The 25,530-nt window shown below is 51.7% G+C and carries 23 protein-coding genes; 18 read left to right on the forward strand and 5 right to left on the reverse strand.

From position 1 onward, the window contains the following. Nucleotides 1–8: 8 nt before the first annotated feature. The 13 genes from ACI48J_RS12345 to ACI48J_RS12405 all read left to right on the forward strand — a co-directional run bounded on the left by ACI48J_RS12345 (nucleotide 9) and on the right by ACI48J_RS12405 (nucleotide 14,087). Complete coding sequence (locus tag ACI48J_RS12345; protein WP_405082979.1) at nucleotides 9–1,295, forward strand: type III PLP-dependent enzyme; 1,287 nt, start codon at nucleotides 9–11, stop codon at nucleotides 1,293–1,295. Nucleotides 1,296–1,322: 27 nt separating this feature from the next. Continuing rightward, nucleotides 1,323–2,348, forward strand: coding sequence for an LLM class flavin-dependent oxidoreductase (locus ACI48J_RS12350; RefSeq protein WP_405082980.1), 1,026 nt, complete (start codon nucleotides 1,323–1,325; stop codon nucleotides 2,346–2,348). A 43-nt stretch (nucleotides 2,349–2,391) separates the two neighbouring features. Then, nucleotides 2,392–3,033, forward strand: a complete 642-nt coding sequence (locus ACI48J_RS12355; RefSeq protein WP_405082981.1) for a histidine phosphatase family protein — start codon at nucleotides 2,392–2,394, stop codon at nucleotides 3,031–3,033. A gap of 16 nt (nucleotides 3,034–3,049) precedes the next feature. Next, on the forward strand, nucleotides 3,050–3,298 hold the full coding sequence (locus tag ACI48J_RS12360; protein ID WP_405082982.1) for a DUF6137 domain-containing protein: 249 nt from the start codon (nucleotides 3,050–3,052) through the stop codon (nucleotides 3,296–3,298). Between the two features lie 37 nt (nucleotides 3,299–3,335). Beyond that, complete coding sequence (locus ACI48J_RS12365) at nucleotides 3,336–4,850, forward strand: GMC family oxidoreductase (RefSeq protein WP_326050227.1); 1,515 nt, start codon at nucleotides 3,336–3,338, stop codon at nucleotides 4,848–4,850. A gap of 54 nt (nucleotides 4,851–4,904) precedes the next feature. After that, on the forward strand, nucleotides 4,905–6,653 hold the full coding sequence (locus tag ACI48J_RS12370; protein WP_405083214.1) for an ABC transporter ATP-binding protein: 1,749 nt from the start codon (nucleotides 4,905–4,907) through the stop codon (nucleotides 6,651–6,653). Between the two features lie 14 nt (nucleotides 6,654–6,667). Next, nucleotides 6,668–8,689 carry an ABC transporter ATP-binding protein gene (locus tag ACI48J_RS12375; protein WP_405082983.1) on the forward strand — a complete coding sequence of 674 codons (2,022 nt, stop codon included), beginning with the start codon at nucleotides 6,668–6,670 and terminating at the stop codon, nucleotides 8,687–8,689. 158 nt (nucleotides 8,690–8,847) lie between these two features. Further along, complete coding sequence (locus ACI48J_RS12380; RefSeq protein ID WP_405082984.1) at nucleotides 8,848–10,116, forward strand: MDR family MFS transporter; 1,269 nt, start codon at nucleotides 8,848–8,850, stop codon at nucleotides 10,114–10,116. Between the two features lie 348 nt (nucleotides 10,117–10,464). After that, entirely contained in the window at nucleotides 10,465–11,277 is an 813-nt protein-coding gene (locus ACI48J_RS12385; protein WP_405083215.1) for an alpha/beta fold hydrolase, read from the forward strand. Between the two features lie 215 nt (nucleotides 11,278–11,492). Beyond that, nucleotides 11,493–11,927, forward strand: coding sequence for a YciI family protein (locus ACI48J_RS12390; protein ID WP_009676473.1), 435 nt, complete (start codon nucleotides 11,493–11,495; stop codon nucleotides 11,925–11,927). Continuing rightward, nucleotides 11,924–13,189 carry an RNA polymerase sigma factor gene (locus tag ACI48J_RS12395; protein WP_405082985.1) on the forward strand — a complete coding sequence of 422 codons (1,266 nt, stop codon included), beginning with the start codon at nucleotides 11,924–11,926 and terminating at the stop codon, nucleotides 13,187–13,189. The genes ACI48J_RS12390 and ACI48J_RS12395 overlap by 4 nt, the downstream gene beginning before the upstream one ends. A 107-nt stretch (nucleotides 13,190–13,296) precedes the next feature. Further along, nucleotides 13,297–13,731, forward strand: a complete 435-nt coding sequence (locus ACI48J_RS12400; RefSeq protein WP_405082986.1) for a YciI family protein — start codon at nucleotides 13,297–13,299, stop codon at nucleotides 13,729–13,731. Nucleotides 13,732–13,745: 14 nt separating this feature from the next. After that, nucleotides 13,746–14,087, forward strand: a complete 342-nt coding sequence (locus ACI48J_RS12405) for a DUF1801 domain-containing protein (protein ID WP_405082987.1) — start codon at nucleotides 13,746–13,748, stop codon at nucleotides 14,085–14,087. 195 nt (nucleotides 14,088–14,282) lie between these two features. Here ACI48J_RS12405 and ACI48J_RS12410 read toward each other — a convergent pair whose 3' ends face one another. Beyond that, nucleotides 14,283–14,987 (reverse strand): MBL fold metallo-hydrolase, encoded by a 705-nt coding sequence (locus ACI48J_RS12410; RefSeq protein ID WP_405082988.1) that lies wholly within the window; start codon nucleotides 14,985–14,987, stop codon nucleotides 14,283–14,285. A gap of 183 nt (nucleotides 14,988–15,170) precedes the next feature. Further along, nucleotides 15,171–15,668, reverse strand: coding sequence for a DinB family protein (locus ACI48J_RS12415; RefSeq protein WP_405082989.1), 498 nt, complete (start codon nucleotides 15,666–15,668; stop codon nucleotides 15,171–15,173). Nucleotides 15,669–15,965: 297 nt separating this feature from the next. Between ACI48J_RS12415 and ACI48J_RS12420 the strand changes: the two genes are divergently transcribed. Then, nucleotides 15,966–18,350, forward strand: coding sequence for a polyprenyl synthetase family protein (locus tag ACI48J_RS12420; RefSeq protein WP_405082990.1), 2,385 nt, complete (start codon nucleotides 15,966–15,968; stop codon nucleotides 18,348–18,350). A gap of 107 nt (nucleotides 18,351–18,457) precedes the next feature. On the opposite strand, the gene ACI48J_RS12425 is transcribed toward ACI48J_RS12420, so the two are convergent. Then, nucleotides 18,458–19,645: a multidrug effflux MFS transporter gene (locus tag ACI48J_RS12425; RefSeq protein ID WP_405082991.1), complete on the reverse strand. Its 1,188-nt coding sequence runs from the start codon at nucleotides 19,643–19,645 to the stop codon at nucleotides 18,458–18,460. Between the two features lie 711 nt (nucleotides 19,646–20,356). Next, nucleotides 20,357–20,980 (reverse strand): sporulation membrane protein YtaF, encoded by a 624-nt coding sequence (gene ytaF, locus ACI48J_RS12430; RefSeq protein WP_405082992.1) that lies wholly within the window; start codon nucleotides 20,978–20,980, stop codon nucleotides 20,357–20,359. Nucleotides 20,981–21,155: 175 nt separating this feature from the next. Between ytaF and ACI48J_RS12435 the strand changes: the two genes are divergently transcribed. The 4 genes from ACI48J_RS12435 to ACI48J_RS12450 all read left to right on the forward strand — a co-directional run bounded on the left by ACI48J_RS12435 (nucleotide 21,156) and on the right by ACI48J_RS12450 (nucleotide 24,579). Next, nucleotides 21,156–21,824, forward strand: a complete 669-nt coding sequence (locus tag ACI48J_RS12435; RefSeq protein WP_405082993.1) for a helix-turn-helix domain-containing protein — start codon at nucleotides 21,156–21,158, stop codon at nucleotides 21,822–21,824. A gap of 142 nt (nucleotides 21,825–21,966) precedes the next feature. Beyond that, nucleotides 21,967–22,962 (forward strand): ROK family protein, encoded by a 996-nt coding sequence (locus ACI48J_RS12440; RefSeq protein ID WP_405083216.1) that lies wholly within the window; start codon nucleotides 21,967–21,969, stop codon nucleotides 22,960–22,962. 3 nt (nucleotides 22,963–22,965) lie between these two features. Then, nucleotides 22,966–24,204, forward strand: a complete 1,239-nt coding sequence (locus ACI48J_RS12445; RefSeq protein WP_405082994.1) for an MFS transporter — start codon at nucleotides 22,966–22,968, stop codon at nucleotides 24,202–24,204. 63 nt (nucleotides 24,205–24,267) lie between these two features. Next, the gene (locus ACI48J_RS12450) at nucleotides 24,268–24,579 is read left to right on the forward strand and encodes a hypothetical protein (protein ID WP_326050209.1); all 312 of its coding nucleotides are present in this window, start codon (nucleotides 24,268–24,270) and stop codon (nucleotides 24,577–24,579) included. A 104-nt stretch (nucleotides 24,580–24,683) separates the two neighbouring features. Here ACI48J_RS12450 and ACI48J_RS12455 read toward each other — a convergent pair whose 3' ends face one another. Further along, on the reverse strand, nucleotides 24,684–25,391 hold the full coding sequence (locus ACI48J_RS12455) for an HAD family hydrolase (protein ID WP_405082995.1): 708 nt from the start codon (nucleotides 25,389–25,391) through the stop codon (nucleotides 24,684–24,686). Nucleotides 25,392–25,530 lie beyond the last annotated feature (139 nt).

Here is a 25,530-nt window from a genome sequence, read left to right on the forward strand (position 1 = left end):
ATTTGCGGATGAACCTGGATCAAGCTGAAATCACGGCCTTAACGAAAAGGTTTGAGACTCCTTTTTATTTGTATGACGGCGATTTTATCGAAGCGCATTACCGGCAATTAAGAAGCCGGACGAACCCGGCGATCCAGTTTTATTTGTCCCTAAAAGCAAATAACAATATTCATCTGGCCAAATTGTTCCGGCAGTGGGGACTTGGCGTCGAGGTTGCATCCGCCGGAGAACTCGCTTTAGCCCGGCATGCCGGATTTTCAGCCGAAAACATCATTTTCTCGGGACCGGGGAAAAAGCGGAGCGAACTCGAGATTGCCGTCAAAAGCGGGATTTACTGCATCATCGCGGAATCCGTTGAAGAACTCTTTTACATAGAAGAACTGGCTGAAAAAGAAAACAAAACGGCCCGCGTCGCGATCCGGATCAATCCCGATAAAAGCTTCGGCAGCACGGCCATCAAAATGGGCGGGGTACCGAGACAGTTCGGAATGGACGAATCCATGCTGGATGCCGTAATGGATGCCGTCCGCTCTCTTCAATTCACCAAGTTTATCGGGATACACGTATATACCGGAACCCAGAATCTGAATACCGACAGCATTATCGAGTCGATGAAATATACCGTAGATCTAGGCAGAAACATTTATGAACGATACGGAATCGTCTGTGAATGTATTAATCTTGGCGGAGGGTTCGGAGTCCCGTATTTTTCACACGAAAAGGCACTGGATATCGGCAAAATCACGCGTGCGGTCAGCGATTACGTTCAAGAGGCGAGAGATACACGGTTCCCGCAAACGACCTTTATTATCGAAAGCGGAAGATACTTATTGGCTCAAGCGGCCGTGTATGTAACCGAGGTGCTTTACCGGAAAGCGTCCAAAGGAGAAGTTTTTGTGATCGTAGACGGGGGAATGCACCACCATGCGGCCTCCACTTTCCGGGGAAGAAGTATGCGGAGCAACTACCCCATGGAATATATTCCCGTTAGGGAAGACTCCGGCCGTCGCGAACTCGAAAAAGTCACCATTGCCGGTCCTCTCTGTACGCCCGAGGATTGTGTAGGGAAGGATGTCCATGTGCCGGCCTTGTATCCGGGCGACCTCGTATGTGTGTTGAACTCGGGAGCTTACGGACTGAGCTTTAGTCCGGTTCATTTTCTGGGGCACCCGACGCCCATTGAAATTCTCAAACGGAACGGTTCATACGAGCTGATCAGACGGAAAGGAACGGCGGATGATATAGTCGCGACCCAGCTGCAGACAGAATCAAATCTCCTCTTTGTGGACAAATAGAAAGCCCAATATACGAAAAGCAGGGGGATGATTGCATTGGATACGATTCAGTATTATGGCCAAATTCCAGGCGTCAACCATTATAACGGCAAGAAAGAATTTATGGAAAACGCCGTTAAAATCGCGCAGCTGTCCGATGCTTACGGCATAGTCGGGTCCCTGTCGTTTTTTAACCATTCCGTATTGGACCCTTGGGCCGTAAGCTCGGTTATTATGCGGCATACGGAACGTCATGTTCCTCTAATTGCGCTTCAGCCCTACATGTATCCTCCCTATACGGCTGCCAAGTTAATTCAGAGCTTCACTTATTTGTACGACCGGCGGATCGACTTGAATATGATCACCGGTGCCGTTACCGGCGAGCTCCAGCAAACCGGGGGCTATATCGACCATTCGTCCCGCTACAAGAAACTTCACGAATATGTTCAGGTGCTCCGTCTGCTGCTTGAATCCGATTCTGCCGTTTCGTTCAAAGGGGACTATTATGAGCTGAATAATTTGGAGTTCAAGCCTTCGCTGCCGGACAAACGGCTTTTCCCGCGCATATTTATGTCCGGTTCTTCCGAGGAAGGGCTTGAAACGGGTTTGAAAGCGGCGGATTTCGTCGTTACTCATCCGGGACCGCTGGAACATTTTAAACGCCATTTTAGCGAAAAGGTGCAGGGATCGGCTGTTCAAAGTGCCATAAGAATCGAGATTATCGCCAGAGAATCGGCGGAGCAAGCATGGAAGATCGCTCATGCCCGTTATCCCGGGAACCGGCAGGGGAAGATCCAGCTCCGGATGAAAACAAATTCGGAATCAAGCTGGCAGCGGACGCTGGCCGAACTGGCTTTAGCGAGTGAAACGTACGATGAAGTCTTCTGGATGGGCGGGTACATGAACGGCGGAATATACAGTCCCGTGTTAGTCGGGGATTACGAGCAAGTGGCCGCTTATTTGAATGAGTATTACAAACTCGGCGTGAAAGCCGTGTTGCTGGGTTCCATGTACAGCGAGGAGGATTTTATTCATTTCAGCCGGGTGAAGGAAGGAATTTCGAATCCGGTCTAGGGACCGGACCGCGAGCGAACAATCCGACGGAAGGAGAGATAGCATGCGATTGATTTTAATCCGTCATGCGCAGGCCCGCTGCAATATTCTGGAGGACGACGCTCTTATGGACGCTTACGATCCTCATTGCGAGCTGACGGAAGCGGGGATCGGCCAGGCCGTGAAGCTCCGGGACGAATACCCGGTTTCTCTGACGCCGTCGGTCATTTATTCCAGCCCTTTGAAAAGGGCGAGGGAAACGGCGGGCATTTTCCGCGGGCGCTATCCGTCCGTGCCTTTCGTCGAAGACGAACGTTTGAGCGAGCTGAAAGCTCCGGAGTCTTTTATCCCGCCGATTACGCAGGGGCAGTGGGATCTGTATCTGGAGCAGCGTATCCGGTCGCCTCATTTGGAAATCGTCAAGGGGCTGGAGTCGCTTGACGTACAGCGGGAACGGATCGAGCGGTTCTATAAGGATCTGTTCCGGAAGTATGCCGAAGAAGCGTGCAACATCGTCATTTTTACCCACGCTTTCAGCATCCAGCTGTCCATCCTGTTTTTTCTCGGATTAGGGAACGAGCAGCTCCTGCAATGGCAAATCAAAGCAAGCAATACGGCGATGCACATCATTCATTACGACCCGACCAACGGCAGTTTTCTACTGGAGAGTCTGAACAACCGTTCACATCTTCAAACAACCGGATAAGAAAGGATGAAATGAGATGGATAACAAAGAGCGGAACACGCTGTATCAAGTGATCTACGCGATTTCCGGCGTCACCGGCGAGGACGGGGACGAGCTCGTGGAAACGTTTAAACAGGGACCGATGGAAGTGGATAAGCGGGATTTCTTTGAAATCGTTCAACGGGTCGAATCACTGTTCGACTGCACGCTCGATATGAATTTGGAAGGTCCTTATCTGATACATGCCGATGAAATCGTGACTAAGATTACTAAGCTAAACGTTTAGTACTGGCCATTGAAATAAGCAAGTAGGAGGAATCACCTTGACCAAGCAATTCGATGTATGCGTGATCGGCAGCGGAGCAAGCGGTTCCGTTGTCAGCAAATATTTGGCCGAGAAAGGGTTGGAAGTCGCCATTGTGGAGCAAGGCGGTCTCATTGAACCGGGAACGAATATAGATTCGGTCATGAGCCATGCGGAGAAAGCCTACGCGAGAGAGTCGGACGGAACCTGGGGGAATAACGGCTATCCGTGGTCTGCCAGCGCGGTTGGCGGCGGAACGATATTTTATGCCGGTATCTCGTTCCGATACAAAGACGTCGACTTCGATGCGAGGGAATATGTGGCGTCCGATGCTCTGGACCCCCAGTGGCCCATCGGGTATTCGGATTTGGATCCCTACTACAACAAGATCGAACAGTGGCTTGGGGTGTCCGGGGATTTGAATGCCGATCCGTTCAAAAACAGTGCCGGTACCGGTTCGCTCCGGACGGCCCATTCCTACAGCCAGCAGGGAGCCCTGATCGACCAGGCGGGCAAAGAGCTCGGCCTGCATCCGTTTCCGACTCCGCTGGCGGTTAACACAACGGATCATAACGGATATCCGGGCTGCGACAACTTAACCAGCTGCACGGATTACGCGTGCCCGATCGGCGCCAAAGCGGACAGTTTTACGCGTATTTTGAAGCCCGTGTTGAAGCTGGAGCATGTGACGCTGATGAAAAATACGAAGGCTCTGGCGTTCCATCAGACGGATCCGTCCGTAATCGACTCCTTGGAATGCCTGGATTTGGACACGAAAGAACGGTTCCACATCAGAGCGAAACAATTCGTTCTGGCCGGTAACGCCATCCAAAGCGCCGCGCTCGTGCTGCGTTCGACGAACAAATGGTGGCCGGACGGAGTAGGGAACAAATCCGGTCTGGTCGGCTCGGGATTAAGTTTCAAGAACAGCGAATACGTATCCGGTTGGGTGGACAATCATCCCTACGAGCAGTTGAACGAACCGTTGAAAGGATTGTACTCCACCGTTTCGATTACGGATTATTACCAGGACCCGCATTGCCATTCCGGCCTGGGCGGGCTGATCTACGAAGCCAATCCGTGGACCTATTACGGCCATGAAGGCAGCGGCATGTATGTTCAATTGGAATGTATCATAGCGGACCAGCCTATGGTGACCAATAAAGTCCGGCTGTCGAACGATAAAGAAGCCACGGGGGTACCCAAAATTGTCCTTGATTATCAGACACATGAATGGGACAAGCGCCGGCTGAGCTTTATGATCGAGAGGGCCGGAGAAATTTTGACGGCCATGGGAGCCAAGCGGGTACAATGCAACCCTTCCTACTACTATTTAGGAAGCGCTCATTTGCATGGAACTTGCCGAGCAGGCACGGATGAGCGGACTTCCGTTGTCGATAAGTTCGGCCGATTCCACACGATCGACAATTTGTTTGCGGCCGACGGGTCCTTCATGCCTTTTGCGGGCGGTGTTAATCCAACCTTGACGATCCAGGCGAACGCTCTAAGAATAGCCGAAAATATGAGCGTCTGATTACGGGCGACAACCGGGCGGCACGGGAAATCCGGAAGCGGGGAAGTGATCGTTATCGTTTCAGTTTTGGTGAGGCTCGGCTGGTTTTTTAGAGAGCATAAAATCCGGTATACGCTGGCGGTACTCATCCTGGTCCTCGTAAACGGGGTCGAAATGCTGCCGCCCCTGCTGCTGGGCTCCGCTCTTGACCATATCCAGCAAAACACGCTGACCCCGGCGAGTCTGGCGCAGTATATCGGATTTATTCTCGGACTCTCCGTCGTCATCTATACCCTGAATTACGCTTGGATGTTTCAATTGCACGGCGGAGCGAACCGTTTGCAGCTCAAAATGCGTTCGCGTTTGATGGCCCATCTGTTAAAGATGACACCGCCCTTTTTCGAAAAGTACCGGACCGGCGATCTCATGGCCCGGGCGACCAACGATATCAAATCCATCGGAGAAACGTCGGGCTCCGGCATTTTGACCTTAGTCGACTCCTGTTTGTTTTCGGTGACGATCCTGATTACGATGGGCTTTTTTATCGACTGGAATTTAATGCTGGTCACCATCTTGCCGCTTCCGCTTATCGCGGCGGTCATTACCTTTTTCGGAAAATACCTTCACCGCCGTTTTACGATCGCTCAGGATGCTTTCGGAGCGCTTAACGATCAAGTGCTGGAGACCGTGACCGGTATTCGCGTGGTTAGAGCTTATGTGCGGGAAGAGGCGAATCAGAAAAATTTCGAAACCATGGCGGAAGATCTGTTCCGGAAAAATGTCGCCATCGCGCGGGTCGAAGCTTTATTCGAGCCCACCATCCGCATGTTAATCGGGATCAGTTATTTGATCGGTCTCGGATACGGGACCTATCTTGTTTTTCAGCAGCGCATTTCACTGGGAGAACTGATTACGTTCAACGTCTATTTGGGCATGCTGATCTGGCCCATGTACGCGATCGGGGAACTGATTAATATTATGCAGCGGGGGAGCGCTTCCTTGGACCGTTTGGATGAAATCATGACCTATCCGCCCGACGTACGGGATGGGGAAGATCCGGAAGAGGACATCGCGCTGCCGCATACCCTGCAATTTCACCGCGTAAGCTTCCGCTATCCGTCTTCCCAAACCGATAACCTGAAAGACATCACGCTGCATATTAACCGCGGACAGACCATCGGTATCGTCGGACGGACAGGAAGCGGCAAGACGACCCTGTTAAGGCAGCTGCTCAGGGAGTATCCGGCAGACAGGGGCGAAATCACCGTTTCGGGCATCCCGCTGGAACGCATTCGGCTTGAAGCCTGGAATCGATGGATCGGTTATGTCCCGCAGGAGCAGCTGCTGTTTTCGAAAACCGTCAAAGAAAATGTTCGATTCGGCAAGGAGAACTCGACCGACGGGGAAGTGTTCCGGGCTCTGGAGCTGGCTTCCTTTATGGAGGATATTCATACGCTTCCGGACGGGATCGATACATTAGTAGGGGAAAGAGGGGTGTCCTTGTCGGGCGGACAGAAGCAAAGAATCGCTTTTGCGCGGGCGATCATTTCCGAACCCGAAATTATGCTGCTGGATGACGCTTTATCCGCTGTCGACGCTAAAACGGAGGCGGGCATAATCGCCAACCTTATTGCGGAGCGAAAGGGGCGTACGACGCTCATTTCGACGCACCGGTTATCCGCCGTGGAACATTCCGATTTCATCGTCGTAATGGATCAGGGCCGGATCGTCCAATGCGGCGCGCATGTTCAATTAGTTGCCTGCGAAGGTTGGTATAAAGAACAATACGAGTCGCAAAAACTGCAAATGAACTTGCTAAAGTGAGCGTGGAAAATCCTATGAATGTAGGAAAGAAGCTTTTCAAGTATGTTCTTTATTACAAGAAATCGTTTATCGGGGCGCTTTGTCTTCTCTTGCTGATGGTAGCGGCGGAATTGTCCGGACCAATTATTGCCAAACGGTTAATCGACCAACATATTCTGGGGATAGAAAAACCTTGGTACGAAACACGGGAACCCGGGGAAAATGCCGTGCCTTATAAAGGGAAGCATTACAAAAGAGGCGATTATTTTCACGAGCAGGAAGAGAAGGGACAAGAAGTCCGCATTCTCCAGGTGCAGCGGCAGTTCGTATTTGTTCCGGAAGCTGTGAAGGCGGACGGTGAACGGATTGTACAAGGCGACCGACTCATTATCAAGCGAAATGCGGAAACCGGGACGTACCCGGCCGATATTCTCTCCACGCGCGACTTGTTTCTCTTTTATGAACCGGAATTGGAGAAAATCGTCAACTTGATCCTTCTTTATTTCGGATTCGTAGGGGCAGCCAGCATGCTCGAATACGGTCAAACGTATGCCTTGCAAGTATCTTCCAACCGTGTCATTCAAAAAATGCGGATAGATGTTCTAAAGCAAATCCACCGGATTCCCATTTCGTACTTCGACCGGATACCGGCCGGCCGGATCGTATCTTGCGTAACCAACGATACCGAAGCCGTGAAAGAATTGTTTGTTACCGTATTGAGAAATTTTTTCACCGGAACCGTCTACATCACCGGAATCTTGACGGCCCTCTTTATATTGGACGTCAGGCTCGCGCTTATTTGCACGCTTATCATTCCTGCCCTTGGGGGCTGGATTTTCCTTTATCAGAAATTTGCATCCAAATACAGTCAAACCATCCGATCCACCTTGAGCGATATCAACGGCTTGATCAACGAAACCATTCAATGTATGCCTGTCATTCGCGCGTTCTCCCGGCAGCGCACCGTGCGGCAGGAATTTGAGGATAAAAATGTACGTTACTTTACGTATTCCAATAAACTGCTTACTTTAAAAGCGCTCACTTCCAATAATTTGGTTACGGTTCTCAGAAGTCTCGCGCTCGCCGCCATCATCTGGTATTTCGGCAGCGCCGGTTTGAGCCATCAGTCGGTCTTCACCTTTGGCATGATTTATGCCTTTGTGGAATATGTGGAGCGCTTATTCCAGCCTCTGGTGGGAATGGTGAATCAACTGGCTCAGCTGAATCATTCCCTCGTTTCGGCCGAACGGGTTTTCAGGCTGATGGAAGAGGAAGGCTCGGATGTCGCAGACGAGGAAACGCCGAAAATGAAAGGGAACGTAAAATTCGAGAACGTTTCCTTTGCCTATTCGGACGATCATTACGTTCTCCGAGATATTTCTTTCGAGGCGAAGCAGGGACAGACGATCGCATTCGTCGGACATACGGGATCGGGGAAAAGTTCCATCATGAACGTACTGCTGAGATTTTACGAGCTGCAAAAGGGAACCGTTACGATTGACGGATACAATATCCAGACCCTCTCCAGGCAGCAAGTAAGGAAACAGATCGGCATCGTTCTACAGGAACCCTTCTTGTTCACAGGCACCATTGCCAGCAATATCAGTTTGGACAATCCGGCCATCAGCCGTGAGTTGATCGAGGAATCGCTAAGAGCGGTCGGAGCCCGGCGCGTGCTTCAGCATCTGCCTAATGGATTGGACGAACCCGTGATCGAAAAAGGAAGCACCTTATCGGTCGGGCAAAAGCAGCTGATTTCGTTTGCAAGGGCGCTCGCCTACAACACGCCTGTCCTTATCCTCGATGAGGCAACATCCAACATCGATACGGAGACCGAAGGGATGATCCAATCGGCACTTGAAGTGTTGAAGAAAGGAAGGACTACGCTTGTCATTGCCCACCGGTTGTCTACCATCCATCATGCGGATCTCATTCTAGTGATGGACCGGGGCCGAATCGCGGAACGAGGCAATCACGACGAATTGATGCGGTATCGGGGCATCTATTACCAGATGTATCAATTGCAAATGCGTGATAGGGCGAACGTTCCCGTTTAATCCAAGAAAGCAGTCGGCCGCATCGTGCGGACACTGCTTTCTTGCTTTTTAAGCAAATCGGCGTGGATGAGATAATCCTGTGGAATAAGGGGTTGTAAAAATTGCCTGTTCATGGTAATTTAGCTCCTATCCAGTAAGAATCAGGAGGATTATTCCACATGAATTGGCTCAAATGGGATCTGAATCTGAAAATCAGATTAACAGGCGATACCGTGTTTAATCTGCTTTTTTGGATGTATTTCCCTTTCATTACCTTGTTTTTCAGCGAAGCGTTCGGCAAATCCGTTGCCAGCGTGCTGATGGCTGTACCGCCTATATTCAGCCTGGCTGGCGGCTTGTTCGGCGGTTTTCTGTCGGACCGCCTGGGCAGGCGGCCGGCCATGCTGCTGGGCGCGTTTATGCAAGCTTCGATGTTTGCCGTGTTTGCGTTATCTCCATCGCACTGGCTGGACTATCTCGCTTACATCGGCATCGGCCTCGGGGGAGCCATCTATATGCCGGCCAGTTCGGCTATGGTGGCGGATGTGACGCCGTTACAAGACCGGCGGATGGTCTATGCCACTTTTGTGACCGGAAGGAACATCGGGGCCGTGTTCGGACCCGCGCTCGGTTCGGTCTTCTTTTTCCAGTACCGGCAAGAGCTGCTCTGGACCTGCACGGCTGTCACGCTGCTGTATTCGCTGGCCATCCTGCTGATGATCAAGGAGACGCTGCCGGCGGCGGCCGGAGCAGCCCGGCAAGGCATGAGGCTGTCCGGAATTTTGAAGGAGCAGGTGAGCAGCTACGGCGTCATTTTCCGGGATAAAGTATTTGCTCTCTATATAGCCGCAGGCGTTCTGGTTACGATCGCCTTTATGCAGCTCGATATGTACCTGGCGGTGTACGTGACCGAGTATGTGCCGGCGCAGAAGCTGCTGACCATCGGGGATTGGACCTTTTCCCTCAGCAGTTCGCAGGCATTCGGTCTGATACTCGGTCTGAACGGCCTATTGTTCGTTCTGGGTGTCATGCCGGTAACGAAATGGTTTGAAGAATGGCCGGAACGCAACGTGCTCATCCTGTCTTCGCTGCTGTTCGGAGCGGGAATGTTTATGTTCGGGTTCACGACACAGATATGGCTGCTGCTGATTTTCACGGTTATTTTCACGGTAGGAGAAATTTCACGAAGCCCGGTTACCGAAAGTTTCATCAGCAAATACGCGCCCGACCATGCCAGAGGCCAGTATATGGGGGCATCCGGTCTTCAGTTTTCGGTCGGCAGGCTGATTGCGCCCGTTACGGTTTTGCTCTCTACCTGGTTTCCTCCGCTAGCGGTATTCGGGTTTATTTTTCTGGTTACCATCCTCAGTTCTCTCCTATATATACGCGTGTTTAAAATGCTCCCTGCCAGCTACTACGATCCCCAGCGGAAAGCGGATGCCGTCTGACTAAGAAACGATTGGGGGTAAAATAAACGAACTTGAAAGAAAGCCGGGGAGGCTTTCTTTTTTGTTGCGGAGATGCGGACTGTAAAAAGTAAAAATAAATTTTTTTTCGGGCAGGGGTGTCGATTTTGCCGTTTGTTCTTCGTCGTCTTGATAGAAGGCGGCCGTTGAAGCATTTATTTCGGAATGCTCCTAATTCAGAGAAAGCCGAAAAGAAAGCGCTGGAGAAAGAAGCGGCCGAAGACAGGCATGGAGGAAAGACGCCGCCTGCATGGTCCAGTACTTTCCAAAAACAGCGTTCCGTTTTAAGATAGCTAAATAATCCGTTCAGCAGAAAAGGAGACATTTATGATGGACTCGGTAATTTCAAAAGACGGCACAAAAATCGCTTACGACAAGACAGGGCAAGGCCCGGCGCTTATTCTGGTGACGGGAGCGTTCAGCTACCGCAAATTTCCGGGGCAGGTGCAGCTGGCCGAGCTGCTGGCCGGGCAATTCACGGTGTACAACTACGACCGGCGGGGAAGAGGGGACAGCGGAGACAAACAGCCCTATGCCATCGAACGCGAAATCGAGGATCTGCAAGCCGTTATTGGCGAAGCCGGCGGCTCCGCTTTCGTCTGGGGATTGTCTTCTGGAGCGGTCCTGGCCCTGCAGGCGGCGGTGAGCGGGGCGGGCATCGCCAAATTAGCTTTGCATGAACCCCCGTTTGTGGTCGATCCGGCCGACCGGAAGCCGCCGCACAATTTTACGGCGCATGTAAGCGAGCTCATTGCCGCCGGCCGTCGTGCCGAGGCCATCAAATATTTTATGACCCAAGGCATGGGAGCGCCTTCGTTCGTGGTCGGCATGTTGAAGCTGATGCCGGGTGTCTGGTCAAACCTGATGGCCGTTGCCCATACGCTCCCATACGATGCCGCCCTGCTCGATGGCTATATGGAAGGAACGCCATTGCCGGCCGAATTATGGCGCTCCGTCACGCTGCCAGTTCTTGTGCTTGAAGGCACGGAAAGTCCGGCGGGTCTGCGTCATGGCGCGCAAGCGCTCGCTCATGCCCTTCCCAATGCTCGGCTGCTCAGCAAGAAAGGACTCGGCCATACGAAAAAACTCCCCGCCAAATTAATTTCAGCGGAACTTTCGGCGTTTTTTACAGGAAAACAGTGAAGTTCGATTTAGAGCTGGCAGGTAAGTGGGGGATGGGAGTGTACGGAATGGGACCTATATTTCCGAATAGCAGGAACCAGACTTGCTTCCGCCGAAAGCTAGTAACCAAAGTTAACGTAGGAAATCGAAACGGGAAAATGGTATCCACTGTCGATTCCGTTAATCCCGGTTCGTCGTATAAGTGAAGGTACACGAAAAAGAGGAGGAATTAACCGATGAGATTTATGATGATTGTTAAAGCGACGACGGATTCCGAGGCGGGGGCTATGCCCAGCCAAGAGCTTATCGAGGCGATGCAGAAGTATAACGAAGAATTGGTAAAAGCGGGCGTTCTGCTGGCCGCCGACGGCCTGCAGCCAAGCTCGAGCGGAATCCGGATTTCCTATCCGGAACCCGGAGGCAAACCGAAGGTGGTGGACGGACCGTTCACCGAGGCGAAAGAGATGATTGCGGGCTACACGCTTATTGAAGTCAAAACGAGAGAAGAAGCTATCGAGTGGGCTATGCGTATGCCGGATCCGCACGGATACGGACAAGGCGAGATCGAGCTGAGACAGGTGTTTGAGGTGGAAGATCTGATGAGTAATCCCGAGACGGCCGAGAAGGAAAAATCGCTCCGCAGGCAGGTCGAGGAGCAGAAGAAAGCGTGACGCAGTCTTCAGCACACCGGACGATCGATGCGATATGGCGTATCGAATCGCCCAAACTTATCGCGGGACTGACGCGTATGGTGAGGGACGTAGGACTCGCAGAGGATCTTGCCCAGGACGCTCTCGTAATCGCGCTGGAGAAATGGCCCCTTTCCGGTATTCCGGACAATCCCGGGGCCTGGCTGATGACGACGGCGAAGCGGCGTGCGATTGACCTCCTGCGAAGAACGAAGGTGCAAGACCGTAAATACGCCGAAATGGCCCAAAGCATGGATCTGTATACGGAGGAAGACCTCAATTCCGCACTGGACGGGGAGATCGGCGACGATCTCCTCCGTCTGATCTTTATGACCTGCCATCCGGTGCTGTCGCAGGAAGCCCGAGTCGCGCTGACGCTCCGCCTGCTATGCGGGCTTACCACGGATGAAATCGCCCGTTCTTTCCTGTCTGCGGAGTCAACGGTTGCCCAGCGGATCGTGCGGGCCAAAAAAACGTTAAGCGCGAAGAAAATACCTTTTGAAGTGCCGGCCGGAGAAGCGCTCAAGGAACGTTTGTCGGCCGTACTCGAGGTGATTTACCTTATGTTTAATGAAGGCTACTCCGCAACGTCGGGGGAGGACTGGATCCGGCCGCTGCTGTGCCGGGAGGCGTTGAGGCTCGGACGCGTGCTGGCCGAGATCGCTCCTGGGGAAGGGGAGGTCCATGGACTGGTCGCCCTGATGGAGATTCAATCCTCGCGGTTTCGAACGCGGATTGGCGCGGCGGGCGAACCCGTCCTCTTGATGGACCAGAACCGGGCGCAGTGGGACCGCCTGCTGATACGGCGGGGGTTGGCGGCACTCGAACGCAGCCGGAAGCTTGGACGCCCGCTCGGTCCTTATGCGCTGCAGGCTGCCATCTCCGCCTGCCATGCGGAGGCGATTAGCCCGGCCGAGACCGACTGGATCCGGATCGCGGCGTTTTACGAAGCGCTGTCAAGAGCCGCGCCGTCGCCGATTGTCGAGCTGAACCGGGCCGTCGCCATCGCTATGGCGTTCGGTCCGGCCTTCGGGCTGCAGATGGTGGACGAACTGAGCGGTGAGCCTGCTCTGGAGGGATATCATTTGCTGCCGAGCGTCCGCGGCGACCTTCTGGTGAAGCTCGGACGGCTGGAAGAAGCCCGTGCGGAATTCGAGCGGGCGGCTTCCATGACGCGCAATGCCCGGGAACGGGATCTCTTGCTGAACCGGGCCGCTGAGTGCAGGACGGATGCCGCGGAATAATTTTGTGCCGGCTTGTCGATTGCAAGGCTTCTCGTTCGTTGTCCTAATAAGGGGAGGAGCTGCGGAGGAACTGCCGCAAGTATTCTTCCCGCGAGGAGGAGACGGGGATGCGATTTATGCTGATTGTAAAAGCGACAAGTTATTCGGAGGCAGGTGTAAAACCCGGCCGGGAATACGCGGAAGCGGTGGCTGCGTACCGCAAGTCATTGGCCGATGCCGGTGTGCTGCTTGCCGCGGAAGAGCTGCAGCCAAGCTCGAGCGGAATCCGGATAGGCTATTCTCCGAAGGGAGAGGAACCTGAATTCGAAGCGGGGCCTTTTCAAACCGGGCAAGGGCTTTTGGCGGGCTACACACTCATTGAGGTGAATTCCGAACAGGAGGCCGTGAACTGGGCGCGACAGATGCCGGTTCCGCCTGGACTCGGGACTTTCGGGATTGAAGTCCGAGAGCTCACTGAGCCATTCAATCGGGCAAAAGAACCGGTGAATCGGGCCTTGGAAGCCGATTTGAAAAATCAGCTCGATATGCTGAAACATACCTAAAGGAGAAGAATACCATGAACCAGGAAGTAACCGATTTTATTGAAGCGTTGAAGGAACAATGGCAGAAAGAACTGTCCGCCGGGCTGCGTGAGGTCGTTCGCCAGGCTATCCCCGATGTGGCGGAACGGATCCAGTACAAGAAGCCGCATTTTCTGAAAAACGGAAAATACGCCGCAGTCATTTCCACCTCCAAAGATGCGGTGAGCTTTACGATCTTTAACGCCGCCGATCTCCGGCTGCCCGAAGGAATGTTTGACGGTCCTCCGGAAAGAAAAACGTTGAAGCTGCGTAAAGGGGAGACGTTTGATTCCGGGCTTCTGGTTCCTCTGGTTGTCCAAGCTTCAAGCACACTTTAAAGTACTTTTTCTGTAAATAAAAAAAGCAGGGAGTAATTTAGCAAACGCTAAGTTAATCCCTGCTTTTTTCGTGAAATCAGTTGATTGCTAACCGTAGTAAGGCGGACTCTCGTCCGGAAATCTAGGGGAAGAAGCCGTGCTTCGTGACAAGTTCCCGCCCCTTGAACCCCGCCGTCGGGATGCCCGCTTAAACGTCTATGCCTGTTCAGCCACTCTGGCGATGTTTTCCTTAACACCGCCCTGAACGAGACCGCCGTGGTAACAGACGGCCCGATCAATATCGAAAGCCGCGAACTTCTTCAGTGACTCCAGCGCTTGTCCCATGTCAGGCGTATTCGCAGGATTAGGTCCTGTTAATTCACCGTTCTTGGCGAGCATGGCGTCCCCGGCAATCAGCGTCTTGCTCGGTCCATGATACAGGCTGACATGGCCGGGCGTGTGCCCCGGTGTATGGATAACGGTTAATCCTCCGCCATAAGGCAGTGTCTCTCCGTCGGCAAATGTCCGGTCCACGTTCGGCCCGGGCGGATTCAGGAACGTCCGCTCGAACTGCTCCCGGACGTCTGCGGGCATCTGCTCGAGGAACCCGGTCAGCCGCACGGGCGTCATTTTGAGCATCGGCTGTGTACCGTTAACGGCGCCTTCGTCGCCGGGGTGGGCGAGGACGGTCGCCGAGCCGCCGGTGGCCTCCAGGATGCCGGGCAGTCCCCCGATGTGGTCGATGTCCTGGTGCGTCAGAACAATGGAGCGAAGCGGCAGATCTTCGGTGCCCGCTTGTTTCGCCAGCTGCAGAATCGCCGGAGCGGACCCCGGCATGCCTGTGTCGATCAGCGTCCAGGAATCCTTATCGAACACGATTACCGGATGAATCGTCATCGGTCCTAATTGCAGTTCCAACATCTCAATACCTTCGGCAATTCGCATATGAACGCCGGTCCGAGCCCTCTGTCGGCGGGCCGAACCGGCTGCCTCCTCTCGTAGTGCGTATCGGTTAATTATATTTTAGAACTCAAAAGTTTACGTGTCAATTTAGTGGGCGTGCCGCTGCATAAGGAGTCCCGCCTATCGGATCGAGAAACTTAATTACCGGGCTTCATCATCGGCCGACGGACCGTAGAAGCCCGGTACCGGAATATCGAGAAGCCGCAAGAATACTCCGAGCTGTGCCCGGTGGTGGATCATGTGACTTAATCCGAAGGAGCGGAGCGCGATCGCCCGCGGCTCGCGGAGGATGACATGGTTGCCGTTGCGCAGCGTCCATTCCTCGCCGAGCGTTCTCTCGTCGCATTCGGTGAGCAGCTTTTGTAATTTGTCGACGTTCACATCGAACTCTTCCAGAATGTCAGCGCGTTTTCTCAAAGGCTCCCGCCGCAGCGGCACGGTCGAAAGATCAAACTCCGGATATTGAAAAATCGGGATTTGCCAGTTCAGCAGGTTAATCAGGTGTGTGGCCAGCCCGCCGAGCGTCATCGATTTCTCATGGGGCTTCCACGACATATGCTCCTCGGGTAATCGTTCCAGGATGCGGCGCGTAGTGGTCAGTTCATGTGCTGCGTCTCCGACGATCAGTTGTTTGTCCATAAATCCATCTCCTCTCTTACGGTTTAGCATACTATAAATTCCAGTCGAGCGGGAAAAGCAAGTCCCGGTCGTTTGACGTTTTGTCATCCTGAACCCGGTGCCCCGAGTCTAGCTAGGGTTCATACTTTATACACATAAACATTTGCAAAGCATCTTTTTTACGGACGAGCACAAGATTTCGTAACCCAAACGATACTTTCCCGTATAAATAGAACAAAATCGGTTGCCGTCCGGCGGGGCCGTTGTTTCTCCCGCCACATACGGTTTAACCAAATAGAAGTCGAGGTCGTGCATCCTATGAAGCAGACATTTACAGACCATACCGAAACCTGGTACCGGCTGGCTGAGCAGCGAGCCGCACAGTATTTCACATCGCTTTACGAACAGATCAAGGAGAAGAGCTATGTGCCGGTCCTGACTGAAGATATCCGCGTTTGGAAAAAAGATCATATCCCGCCTTTTTCGCTATTTTCCGTTTTATCCCGGAGAAAAAGAAGGCCCGATTCACGGGATTATTCCCGATATATCCAATGGCTCCGCTACACGGGAAAGTTGGACGATTATCTGGACCGGAGCATTTCGTACATTTATTTGCGGGATCTGGGTCAAGCCCTGGATGCCCCCTCCACACAGAAGAAGGTTCTGGGCCTGATCGGCGATATCAAAAACCGGCTGTTGGATTCCGGCAAAGCGGACGGAGGCGATCAGCCGGATTATATAAGCTGGGCGGGCTTGTACCGCTGGGCCCAGAAGGAAGGTATCGAAACCGCCACAATATGGTTAATAACCAAGCTCAAAAACGTTTCTTCCCGTATCCCCAAAGAAATGAATGCCGAGCAAGCCCAGCGCAAACTGCTCAAAATTATTCTCGGAGTCATTCTGCACGTAGACGACGATATAGAGGATGAAACGCCGCCGGATGAACGGTCCCGCAGATTGGATGAAGCCATCCGGCTCGGATATTCGTACGGTCTGACCTATCCTTTCATAGACGATCTTCTCGATTCCGGTATCTTAACTGACTTAGAGAAAGAACAATTTACCGGCATGATACGTAACGCGCTCCTTACGGGTTCCGTGCCTGAATTAGGCGAGTGGTCCGAGAATAACAGGGCTTTGCTGGAATTCGTACATGCGGAGCTGCGGGATGCTTTTCAGTCGATCCAGGCGTATCAGCGGCCGGAAACACTAAGAACCTTTTACGAACAATCGTATGTGTTCTTCCACTCCCAAGAGCTGGACCGTATAAAGGATCTGTCCTGCGGGTCTTACACGAATGAAGAGCTTTATGTTCCCATCATTTTAAAATCCTCTTCTTCCCGGCTGATTGTGCGTTCCGTACTTAGTGCGGATGCGGACGAAGGCTTTGATAACCGGACGTTTTACTACGGCATTTACAATCAGTTGGCCGATGATTTCGCGGATATGTTCGATGACAGGAAAGACGGTGCGGTAACCCCCTATACCTACTATTTAAAATACCGGGATCGCCGGCCGGATCTGATCAATCCTTATGAATTGTACTGGACGGTTATATCCCATCTGATTCATAACGTGTACCGCTCCGATGCCAAGACCCGTGAGGTCATCCTGGATCGTGCGATCAACGGCCTCAAACGATGTAAAGAACGTCTCGGTGCCGAAAAGTATAACGACATTATGAATATATTCGCGTCGGGAGACCCCGAATTCAACCGTCTCGTCCAAACCATGGTAAGCAAAGCGGACGATGTCGATTTCTTCGATAAACTGCTTCGGGATCAGGTGGTTACCGTTCTCCAAAATAACCGGAAGGAAAAGGAGGCCTTCTCCGATACGATCGGGACTGTCCGCGATCAGATCAACGCCTTCCTGCACATTTCGAAACCTCACGGAATGCCGGCGATGAAAGAAGCGCTCATTGACGCCGCCAATTACAGTCTGGAAGGATCGGGAAAGCGTATCCGGCCCATTTTGACATGGGTTATGGGGGTAAACGAATACGGCTTGAAGGCGGAAGAGATCGTTCCGCTTCTCAAATCGCTCGAATATATGCACACCGCCTCCCTGATCTTCGACGATCTGCCTTCCCAGGATAATGCCTCCACGAGGAGAGGACGGCCGACCCTGCATCAGGTGCACAACATTGCCACCGCCGAGCTGACCGGTCTGTACCTGATCCAGAAGGCCACCCAAGAGCAGACATCGCTGGACCGTTTTCCGGCCCAATCCGTACTTGCCCTTATCCGCTATTCGGCCGAAAAGACCGAAGAAATGTGTATGGGACAGGCGATGGACCTGCAGGCCAGGGGAAAAGCATTGACCCTGGAGCAGTTGAACCGGATCTGCTTTTACAAGACCGGCATCGCATTCGAGGCGGCTCTCGTTATGCCGGCCATTCTTGCGGAAGTCCCGGCTCCCGAGATCGAAGCTTTGAAAAAGTTCGCCTATCATGCGGGTATTGCCTTCCAGATCAAAGACGATTTGCTCGACGCGGAAGGAAATTTGGATGTACTAGGCAAACCCGCCGGCAAAGATATCGAAAACAACAACTCGACTTTTGTGACGATCCTGGGAGTGGACGGCGCCGGCAAAGAGATGTGGGAGCACTACTGTCTGGCAGCGGAAACGCTGAAGAAAATTCCCCGCAATACCGCTTTCCTGAAGCATTTATTGACTTATATAGTCGGCCGGGATCATTAAAGTTACGGGATCGCAAACATAAGACTCTGTAAACATAAAAAAAGCCGATTTTCTGAATACAGAAAACCGGCTTTGCTGGGAAGAACGTTTACCTGAATATGCCGCTTTTATTTTACGGTTAGCTGCAGCTTTTTACTTACGAATACCATCATCAGCGATAAGGCGAGAAAATAAAGCGGCATGGCCAGCAAAGAATCATTGTGAAGGTAACTCATGCCGCTCGTGATCAAGCTGACAAGGATATAATAGCCCAAGCCGAAGATGGCGCCCGCAGTTCCGAGTACATCGCCGTATCGAACCAGAGCCAAGCTTAGACAATTGGGTATAGCCATCCCGATTCCCAACAGGAAGATGAAGATACAGATGGCCAGAAGGATTAGAAAGATTACGGAGGGACTAGCCCAATACAATATGATGGCGGTCATACAGGCCGCTCCGACAGCGGATAGTACCGTGCCGGCGACGATGATCGTTTCAGCGGGGAATCTCGTTAACAGCTTTTTCGAGGACAAGGCGCCGAGAATGGAAGAAAGCGCCACAAGAATTCCGAAAATACCGAACTCGCCAGGTGTCAGTTGAAAATACCCCATAAAAATAAACGGCGACTCGGCATAGTAGCTGAACAAAAGACCGTTAGTTGCCCCGATGAGAAAGCCGAATGCCCATAACTTTCTATCGCCGATCATGCGCCGGAACACAGACAGGATCTTAATGTCAGTTGTTACGGCTCCTTTCGTTTCGGGGAGCGCAGCGAACGTATAGGCAAAAACGGCCGCGCTCATGATAACAAGGGTGAGGAAAACCGCTCTGAAACCGAGCGCTTGATCTACCCACCCGCCAATTAACGGGCCGATCGCCGGAGTGAAGGCCAGCGCTGCGGAAATTTGGGCAAATACGGCGTGACGTTTGGCTCCTCCGATACTTTCTCGCAGGATGGTTTGCGTGACAACCGAGCCGGTGCTGGCTCCAAAAGCCTGAACGAACCGGCTTACCAACAGCCATTCGGCGGTGCCGGACAAATAACATCCTAAGCTTCCGAGACCATAAACGAGGATCCCCCAAAGCTGCGCGGGACGCCGTCCGATACAATCCGAGAGCCTTCCCCAGCAAAAAACACCAAGGGCGAAGCCCAGGAAGTAGATACTGAACGTCAGTTGAATCAAATTCCGGCTGACCTGGAGATGATCCGCGATGTCCGGTAAAGAAGGCGTGTATATCGTTTCGCTAATTTGCGGAAAACCCACAAGAATAATAAACAGCAGGATGGATGGTGTTGAGATTTTTTTTGTTACCACAGTTCAGGCCCCCTATAAATTGAAAAATCTCAATTCGTTCCGGGTATTACGGGATAGGGGGCTTGCATTTAATCAATCGGGCAAATGAGAGCATGTAATTTCACCTTATTTTGTTATAGGGGGGACTATAACGAGCATTATAGCAGGAATTCTCAAAGTTCCCAAGGGTTACGGACCAGTGAATCTGAAAAAGAAGCAAGCAATTACTCGTTGCGTAAGGGTATTCTTGTCCGCTGGTTTGATTAGGAGGAGCTTTGCGGGTTCAAAAAAAAGAAGCGGCAACCCCTTCGGGTTATCGCTTCATGGAAATTAGATTCTTCGTTCAAAAACCAGAACATTCCTTCTGGATGAGACAAGCCGGAAACCGTGGCTTAAAAGACATCGTTCAGCAAAGAGCACACGACCGCCAAAGAATATGAAACGGTTGCATGGTCTGGCGCTGCCGATTATACGGAAGGCGATAATAATTCTTCGTCCGGTTACGACACTGCGTCTAAACTTGATTTCTACCACATCTCTTCTTATGCGGGCCATATCAATCACCTCGCTTTCCTCTAAATACTATAGATAATGCGAGAATAGATAGCTTGGTTACTTAGTAAGCCGCACAATTTTTTATACAACCAGGTGGGAAAAAAAGAGACCCGAGTCATGTCCGGGCCTGAATGTCGAAATGGATTCATCTTCTGATCCTTTTTAGTTGCTCATCGTTCACAGTAAGCTGTTGGCGGCAATCACGAGAAGCATCATGCCGCTAACCAGGGTGCCGAATTGGCCTAGCGTAAAGGAACCGATGCGGATGTCGGCAACTTTGCCGCCCAGCCAGACTCCAAGCCATACGGTCAGAAAACTTCCAAAAGCCGCCGTAAGAGATATCGCAAAGGGAGAGAGGCCGAGCAGCCCCGCACTTAACCCATTGGTCAGCGCATTGGCCGAAAGGGCGATCCCCAGAATAAACGATTCGGCGATTCCGATATGCTTGGAATTGTCCCGGTCTACCTGCTCGGGATTTCGTAAAATCGACCGTAATCCGTTACTCTTTGACTGAGAGGGAGCTATTTCGGACTCCTTTCCCGGAGTTGCCATCAAAATGATCCGTATTCCGATGAAGAACAGGCTAAACGCGCTCAGAAGGACGGGGAGCATGCCGGGCAGGACGGAAGAAATCCATTTTCCAAACCATATTCCCGTATAGCTGAACAAGAAGCAGACAGCGGCAACAATCAAGTTGGACAAAATTCCGATTCGGATTTTTCGAATCCCGTAAGAAATACCCACACCTAAATTATCGAGACTAGATGAAATTGCAAAACCTAAGATAAGCAGCAGCGCCATTTTCTCAACACCTCGTTATGTTGTATTTGCTTTTAAAATATGTTCCGTTGAGAAAGTAGTGCCAGTACCAATCAAAAATCTCAACAAACTTCACGCTTTACGGACAAAGAAAAGGTAAATTATTCAATAGTCTTTCATATACTAGTTCATAAAGGGTCGAGAAAGGAGATGCCCGATGGAAGCCCTTGATCCGCCGAAAGAAAGCACGATTGGGGAACTAATTAAGGTTCAATTGAAAAAGCAATCGCTTTCCATGCGTAAGCTCAGCAGTCTCTGCGGAATGGACACCGCTACGATTTCGCGAATCGTAAACGGCAAACAGGAGCCAAAGCTTATTCATCTTAAGCTTTTTTCCGAATACCTGGATCTGTCGCTGGATAGGTTGATCGAAGCTTCCGGTTATATCGTGAACCCTGGAAAAGAAACCGGGCATTCTCATATCCATCATTCGCTGGGTATGCTGCTGGAGTTGTTCGGGGACTCTAGCGTGTCCGATTTAAAAGCCACAACGGGGCGCATCGAACAGGAATTGGCCAAATACGAACTGTATGCACAGACGGAAGAAGGACACCGCTTGATTTGCCGGGAGTTCGATACCAAGCTGGCACAAGTGAACGGGGTAGGGCCGTTAATCGATCAATTGAAGGAAATGTATACGCTCTACTGCGCACAAAGTTCCTCCGAAACCGATCAGGCTATCCTCGGAAGCGCTTTGTTGTACTTCATTTTGTCTGCCGATATCATACCCGACTATCTGTTTCCGATCGGTTACGTGGACGATGCCATGGCTATTCATCTTGTTCTAGACAGGCTGAGTCAAAGAGGTTTTCCGCACAAGCTTTGACCGCCTGCAGGCGGTTTTTTCTTTTTCATTGCTTAAGGAGGCTATTTCTGTTACCATCATGACGACTTATTAAATGTATTTAATAAGTGAGCGAGGAGTGTGATACAGGGTGAGTGAGCTGCCTCCTACATCCAATGACGGCATGAAGAAAGCGATCCTTAGCAGCATACGCGCAGCTCTTCTGGAGCTGGGAAGTGCAACGAAGGTTGAACTTAGTCGCAAACTAGGCATCAGTTTTCCGACTGTCAGTAAGTTTCTGACGCAAATGGAGAAGGACGGGGAAATTTTTTCAGCCGGTCTCGATGGTTCGAGCGGGGGAAGAAGAGCCAGCAGGTACGTATATAACCCGGATTATCTGCTTGGTTTGGCTCTGTTTCTGGAGAAAACCGAAACGAATTACACGATATTTAATGCTTCGGGCGAGATAAAAGAACAAGGAACAACGTCCGGCATGCTCCTGGACCCTGTTATCTGCTTATCGGATCAAATCGGCAAAATCCTTGCAAAGTACCCGCAAATCGGGTCCATAGCGGTCGGCGTGCCCGGCGCGGTCAATAATGGCCGCATCATCTATATTCCCGGGTACGAGCAGTTTCACCATTTTGATCTGAAGAGCGATTTTGAAGAGCGTTTTTCCATCCCGGTAGCGGTTGAGAACGATATGAATGCGGCGATTCTCGGCTATAGTTTAAACGCGGCCAAGACGGAAAACCCGTCCATGATCTATCTGTATTTCGGACAAAACGGGCCCGGTGCCGGCATTCTGGTCAATGGCGACGTTGTGCGGGGAAGCACGTTCTTCTCCGGGGAAGTTTCTTTCGTACCTCAGTATGATAACCGCAATTTCCTGCAGGCTTTGAAGCGGGAAGCGGGACCGGGGGAAATATCCGACGGCGAGAAGGAAATAGATGCCATTAGCAGGCTGGTCGCTTCGTTTACCGCTATTCTAAATCCCCATGCGATTATTTTTTGCGACGATGAAGCAAACGGCCAACTTCTTGATCGAATCGCAAGCAGGAGCGCCGCTTACATACCGGAAGAGCATCTTCCGGAACTTACGACCAGTGACTGGAAGCGGGATTATTTACGGGGATTACAGAGCCTCGGGCTAGACCTTATGATTCGGGAGAAGAGGTGACCTATGGCTACTTTCTTTTTATTGATTATTTATATGGCATTTATCAGCTTGGGACTGCCTGATTCCTTGCTGGGATCGGCCTGGCCCGTTATGCAGACGGATCTTGGCGTGCCCCTTGAAACCGCCGGTTTGCTGTTTATGACCGTCACAGCGGGCACGATTGTTTCCAGTATGGCAAGCGGAACCCTGCTTAAATGGTTCGGAACGGGGAAACTCACCCTCATCAGCTGCATCATGACGGCCGGTGCACTGCTCGGCTTCGCTGCAGCCCCGTCGCTTGTCTGGTTAATAATCTGCGCCATCCCCCTTGGGTTGGGCGGAGGCGCCGTAGATGCGGGCCTGAACAATTATGTTGCCGCACATTACAAAGCGCATCATATGAGTTGGCTTCATTGCTTCTGGGGAGTGGGAGCTACGCTCGGGCCGATTATTATGGCGCAATTTATTTCAGGACCGGACTCCTGGAGGGATGGATACCTGACGGTTGCCGGGATTCAGTTCGCCCTGGTGATCCTTCTGTTCGTCACTCTGCCCTTATGGAACCGGGTTGCAAAGAATAACCATGCGGCTTTAGGTGAAGAAAAGGAAGACCTGCACGGGGCAGGAGATGCTCATTCCGAAAGTTCCGAGAACTCCATAAAGCCTTTACAAGTTAGGGGCATTAAGCTGGCTTTGGCCACCTTCTTGTTTTATTCCGGAGCGGAAGCGACAATCGGGCTGTGGGGAAGCAGCTTTCTGGTGAATATGAAAGAAGTGCCGGCCGCGGTTGGGGCGCAGTGGGTGTCCCTTTATTATGCGGGAATTACAGTCGGCAGAATGGTTACGGGGTTTATTACGTTCAAAGTGTCTAATCGAACCCTTATCCGGTGCGGCCAAATCACCGCTCTCGCCGGTGCGGCCTTGCTGATTCTGCCATTGCCGCCAGTTTTCTCGCTTGCGGGTTTTATGATAACGGGATTGGGCCTGGCGCCTATCTATCCGTGCATGCTTCATGAAACGCCCGTGCGTTTCGGCCGGAAGCACTCCCAGTCGATTATGGGGTATCAAATGGCCGTAGCCTATGTGGGCAGTACATTTATGCCTCCTCTGCTTGGTTTTCTGGCCTCTTTTGTCGGCATCGGGGTTTTCCCGTTCTATATTGTACTTTCCGCCGCAGCCATGCTCTTGTTCTCGGAAAAATTGAATGCCTTCTTAACGGCGAGGAAGAATGCCTGGAAGAACAACACAACTTTCACAGGATGATCATTTTGTCCTTATGCATTCCTGAGCTATAATAGATGTACTAAAAAATAGGGAGGCTTTTCAATGAGCCAGCGTTATCGAATTACAAGAGCGTTCCAGGAAAACGGCAATTCCGCTAAAACCATCTCTTTGGAGGAGTGCAAACAGATTTTCTCGTCCAAAGCTGATTTTACTTATACATCCGTTTTTACGGTGAAAGGTTCTACCAGCATGTCTATTGAGGGAGATTTTTTCATTTGGAGCTACGACGAGGATACCCAGATTCCGTTCAGGCATTATGATGGCGACCTCTACGTATCCGGTACGAATAAAGTCGTCATTCCCTTAGTCATTGAAGTTGCGAGTGAATTAGGCGCGGATGTGCAGGAAGAGTAGACTGAATCATACGATTGCGGGAAGCCCGCCGGGTTGGTGGGAATGAGAAAAGAGCTTGTCTTCATTAGAAGGCAGGCTCTTTTCGTCTTTTGTAAGTGGTAAGTTTACGAAGAAAATGGGGCAAAAGGCAGAGAATCTTTTAAAGCCCAGAGCTCTTCAAAACTTCTTACCCGGTGATCGGCGAGCGAAAGATCCTGATTGCCCGAACCGGGATTTTGAAGTCCGATGCATCGCATGCCGGCGCTTTTCGCGGCCTTGACGCCGTTGCGCGAATCTTCGATGACGAGACAGGAAGAGGGCTCTACTCCCAGCAAGCCGGCCGCATGAAGAAAAATGTCCGGCGCCGGTTTCCCGTGCTTGACTTCCTCTCCGCTGACTCGTACGTCGAAATAGGGCCCGAGGCCGGTCTTGTCCATAATCAGCTCAATAAGCGGCCGGGGGGAAGAGGAGGCGACAGCTACCGGAATCTGCTTTTCTTTAAGCCAGCTTAACCAGCGCTCCACTTGAGGCATGGCCGTAAGCTCCGTATGTCCGGACAAAATAGTCATCACATTGTCCTTGTGATATGTTAACACCTGTCCCAGCGCAAACGGAATCCGGTGCTTGTCCAGTATTTGCTCCCACATGGATTCCAGCGTTACCCCCACAAAACTATGATGGTCTTCTTCGCTCACGGGCACGCCGAAATGGTTGAACGAACTGCGTTCAATATCAAAATATATCGGTTCGCTGTCTATAAGGACACCGTCCATATCAAACAGAACCGCTTTTATGGAAGCTGCCTTCCGTTCGGATTTGTTGAAATCCTTCAATGAAATTCCTCCTTTGACATACAGCGCGGACTATTAACCCATGCTAGCATATTAGCCCCTCTTTTTAAAGGTTAAAAGGCTGTTCAGGGCTGACGCCGGTTTTCTGTGATTCGATCCATCAGCCCGCCGTCTCTGGCCA

Origin of the sequence: Paenibacillus chitinolyticus (assembly GCF_045038035.1) — a bacterium.
Taxonomy (GTDB): domain Bacteria; phylum Bacillota; class Bacilli; order Paenibacillales; family NBRC-103111; genus Paenibacillus_F; species Paenibacillus_F chitinolyticus_A.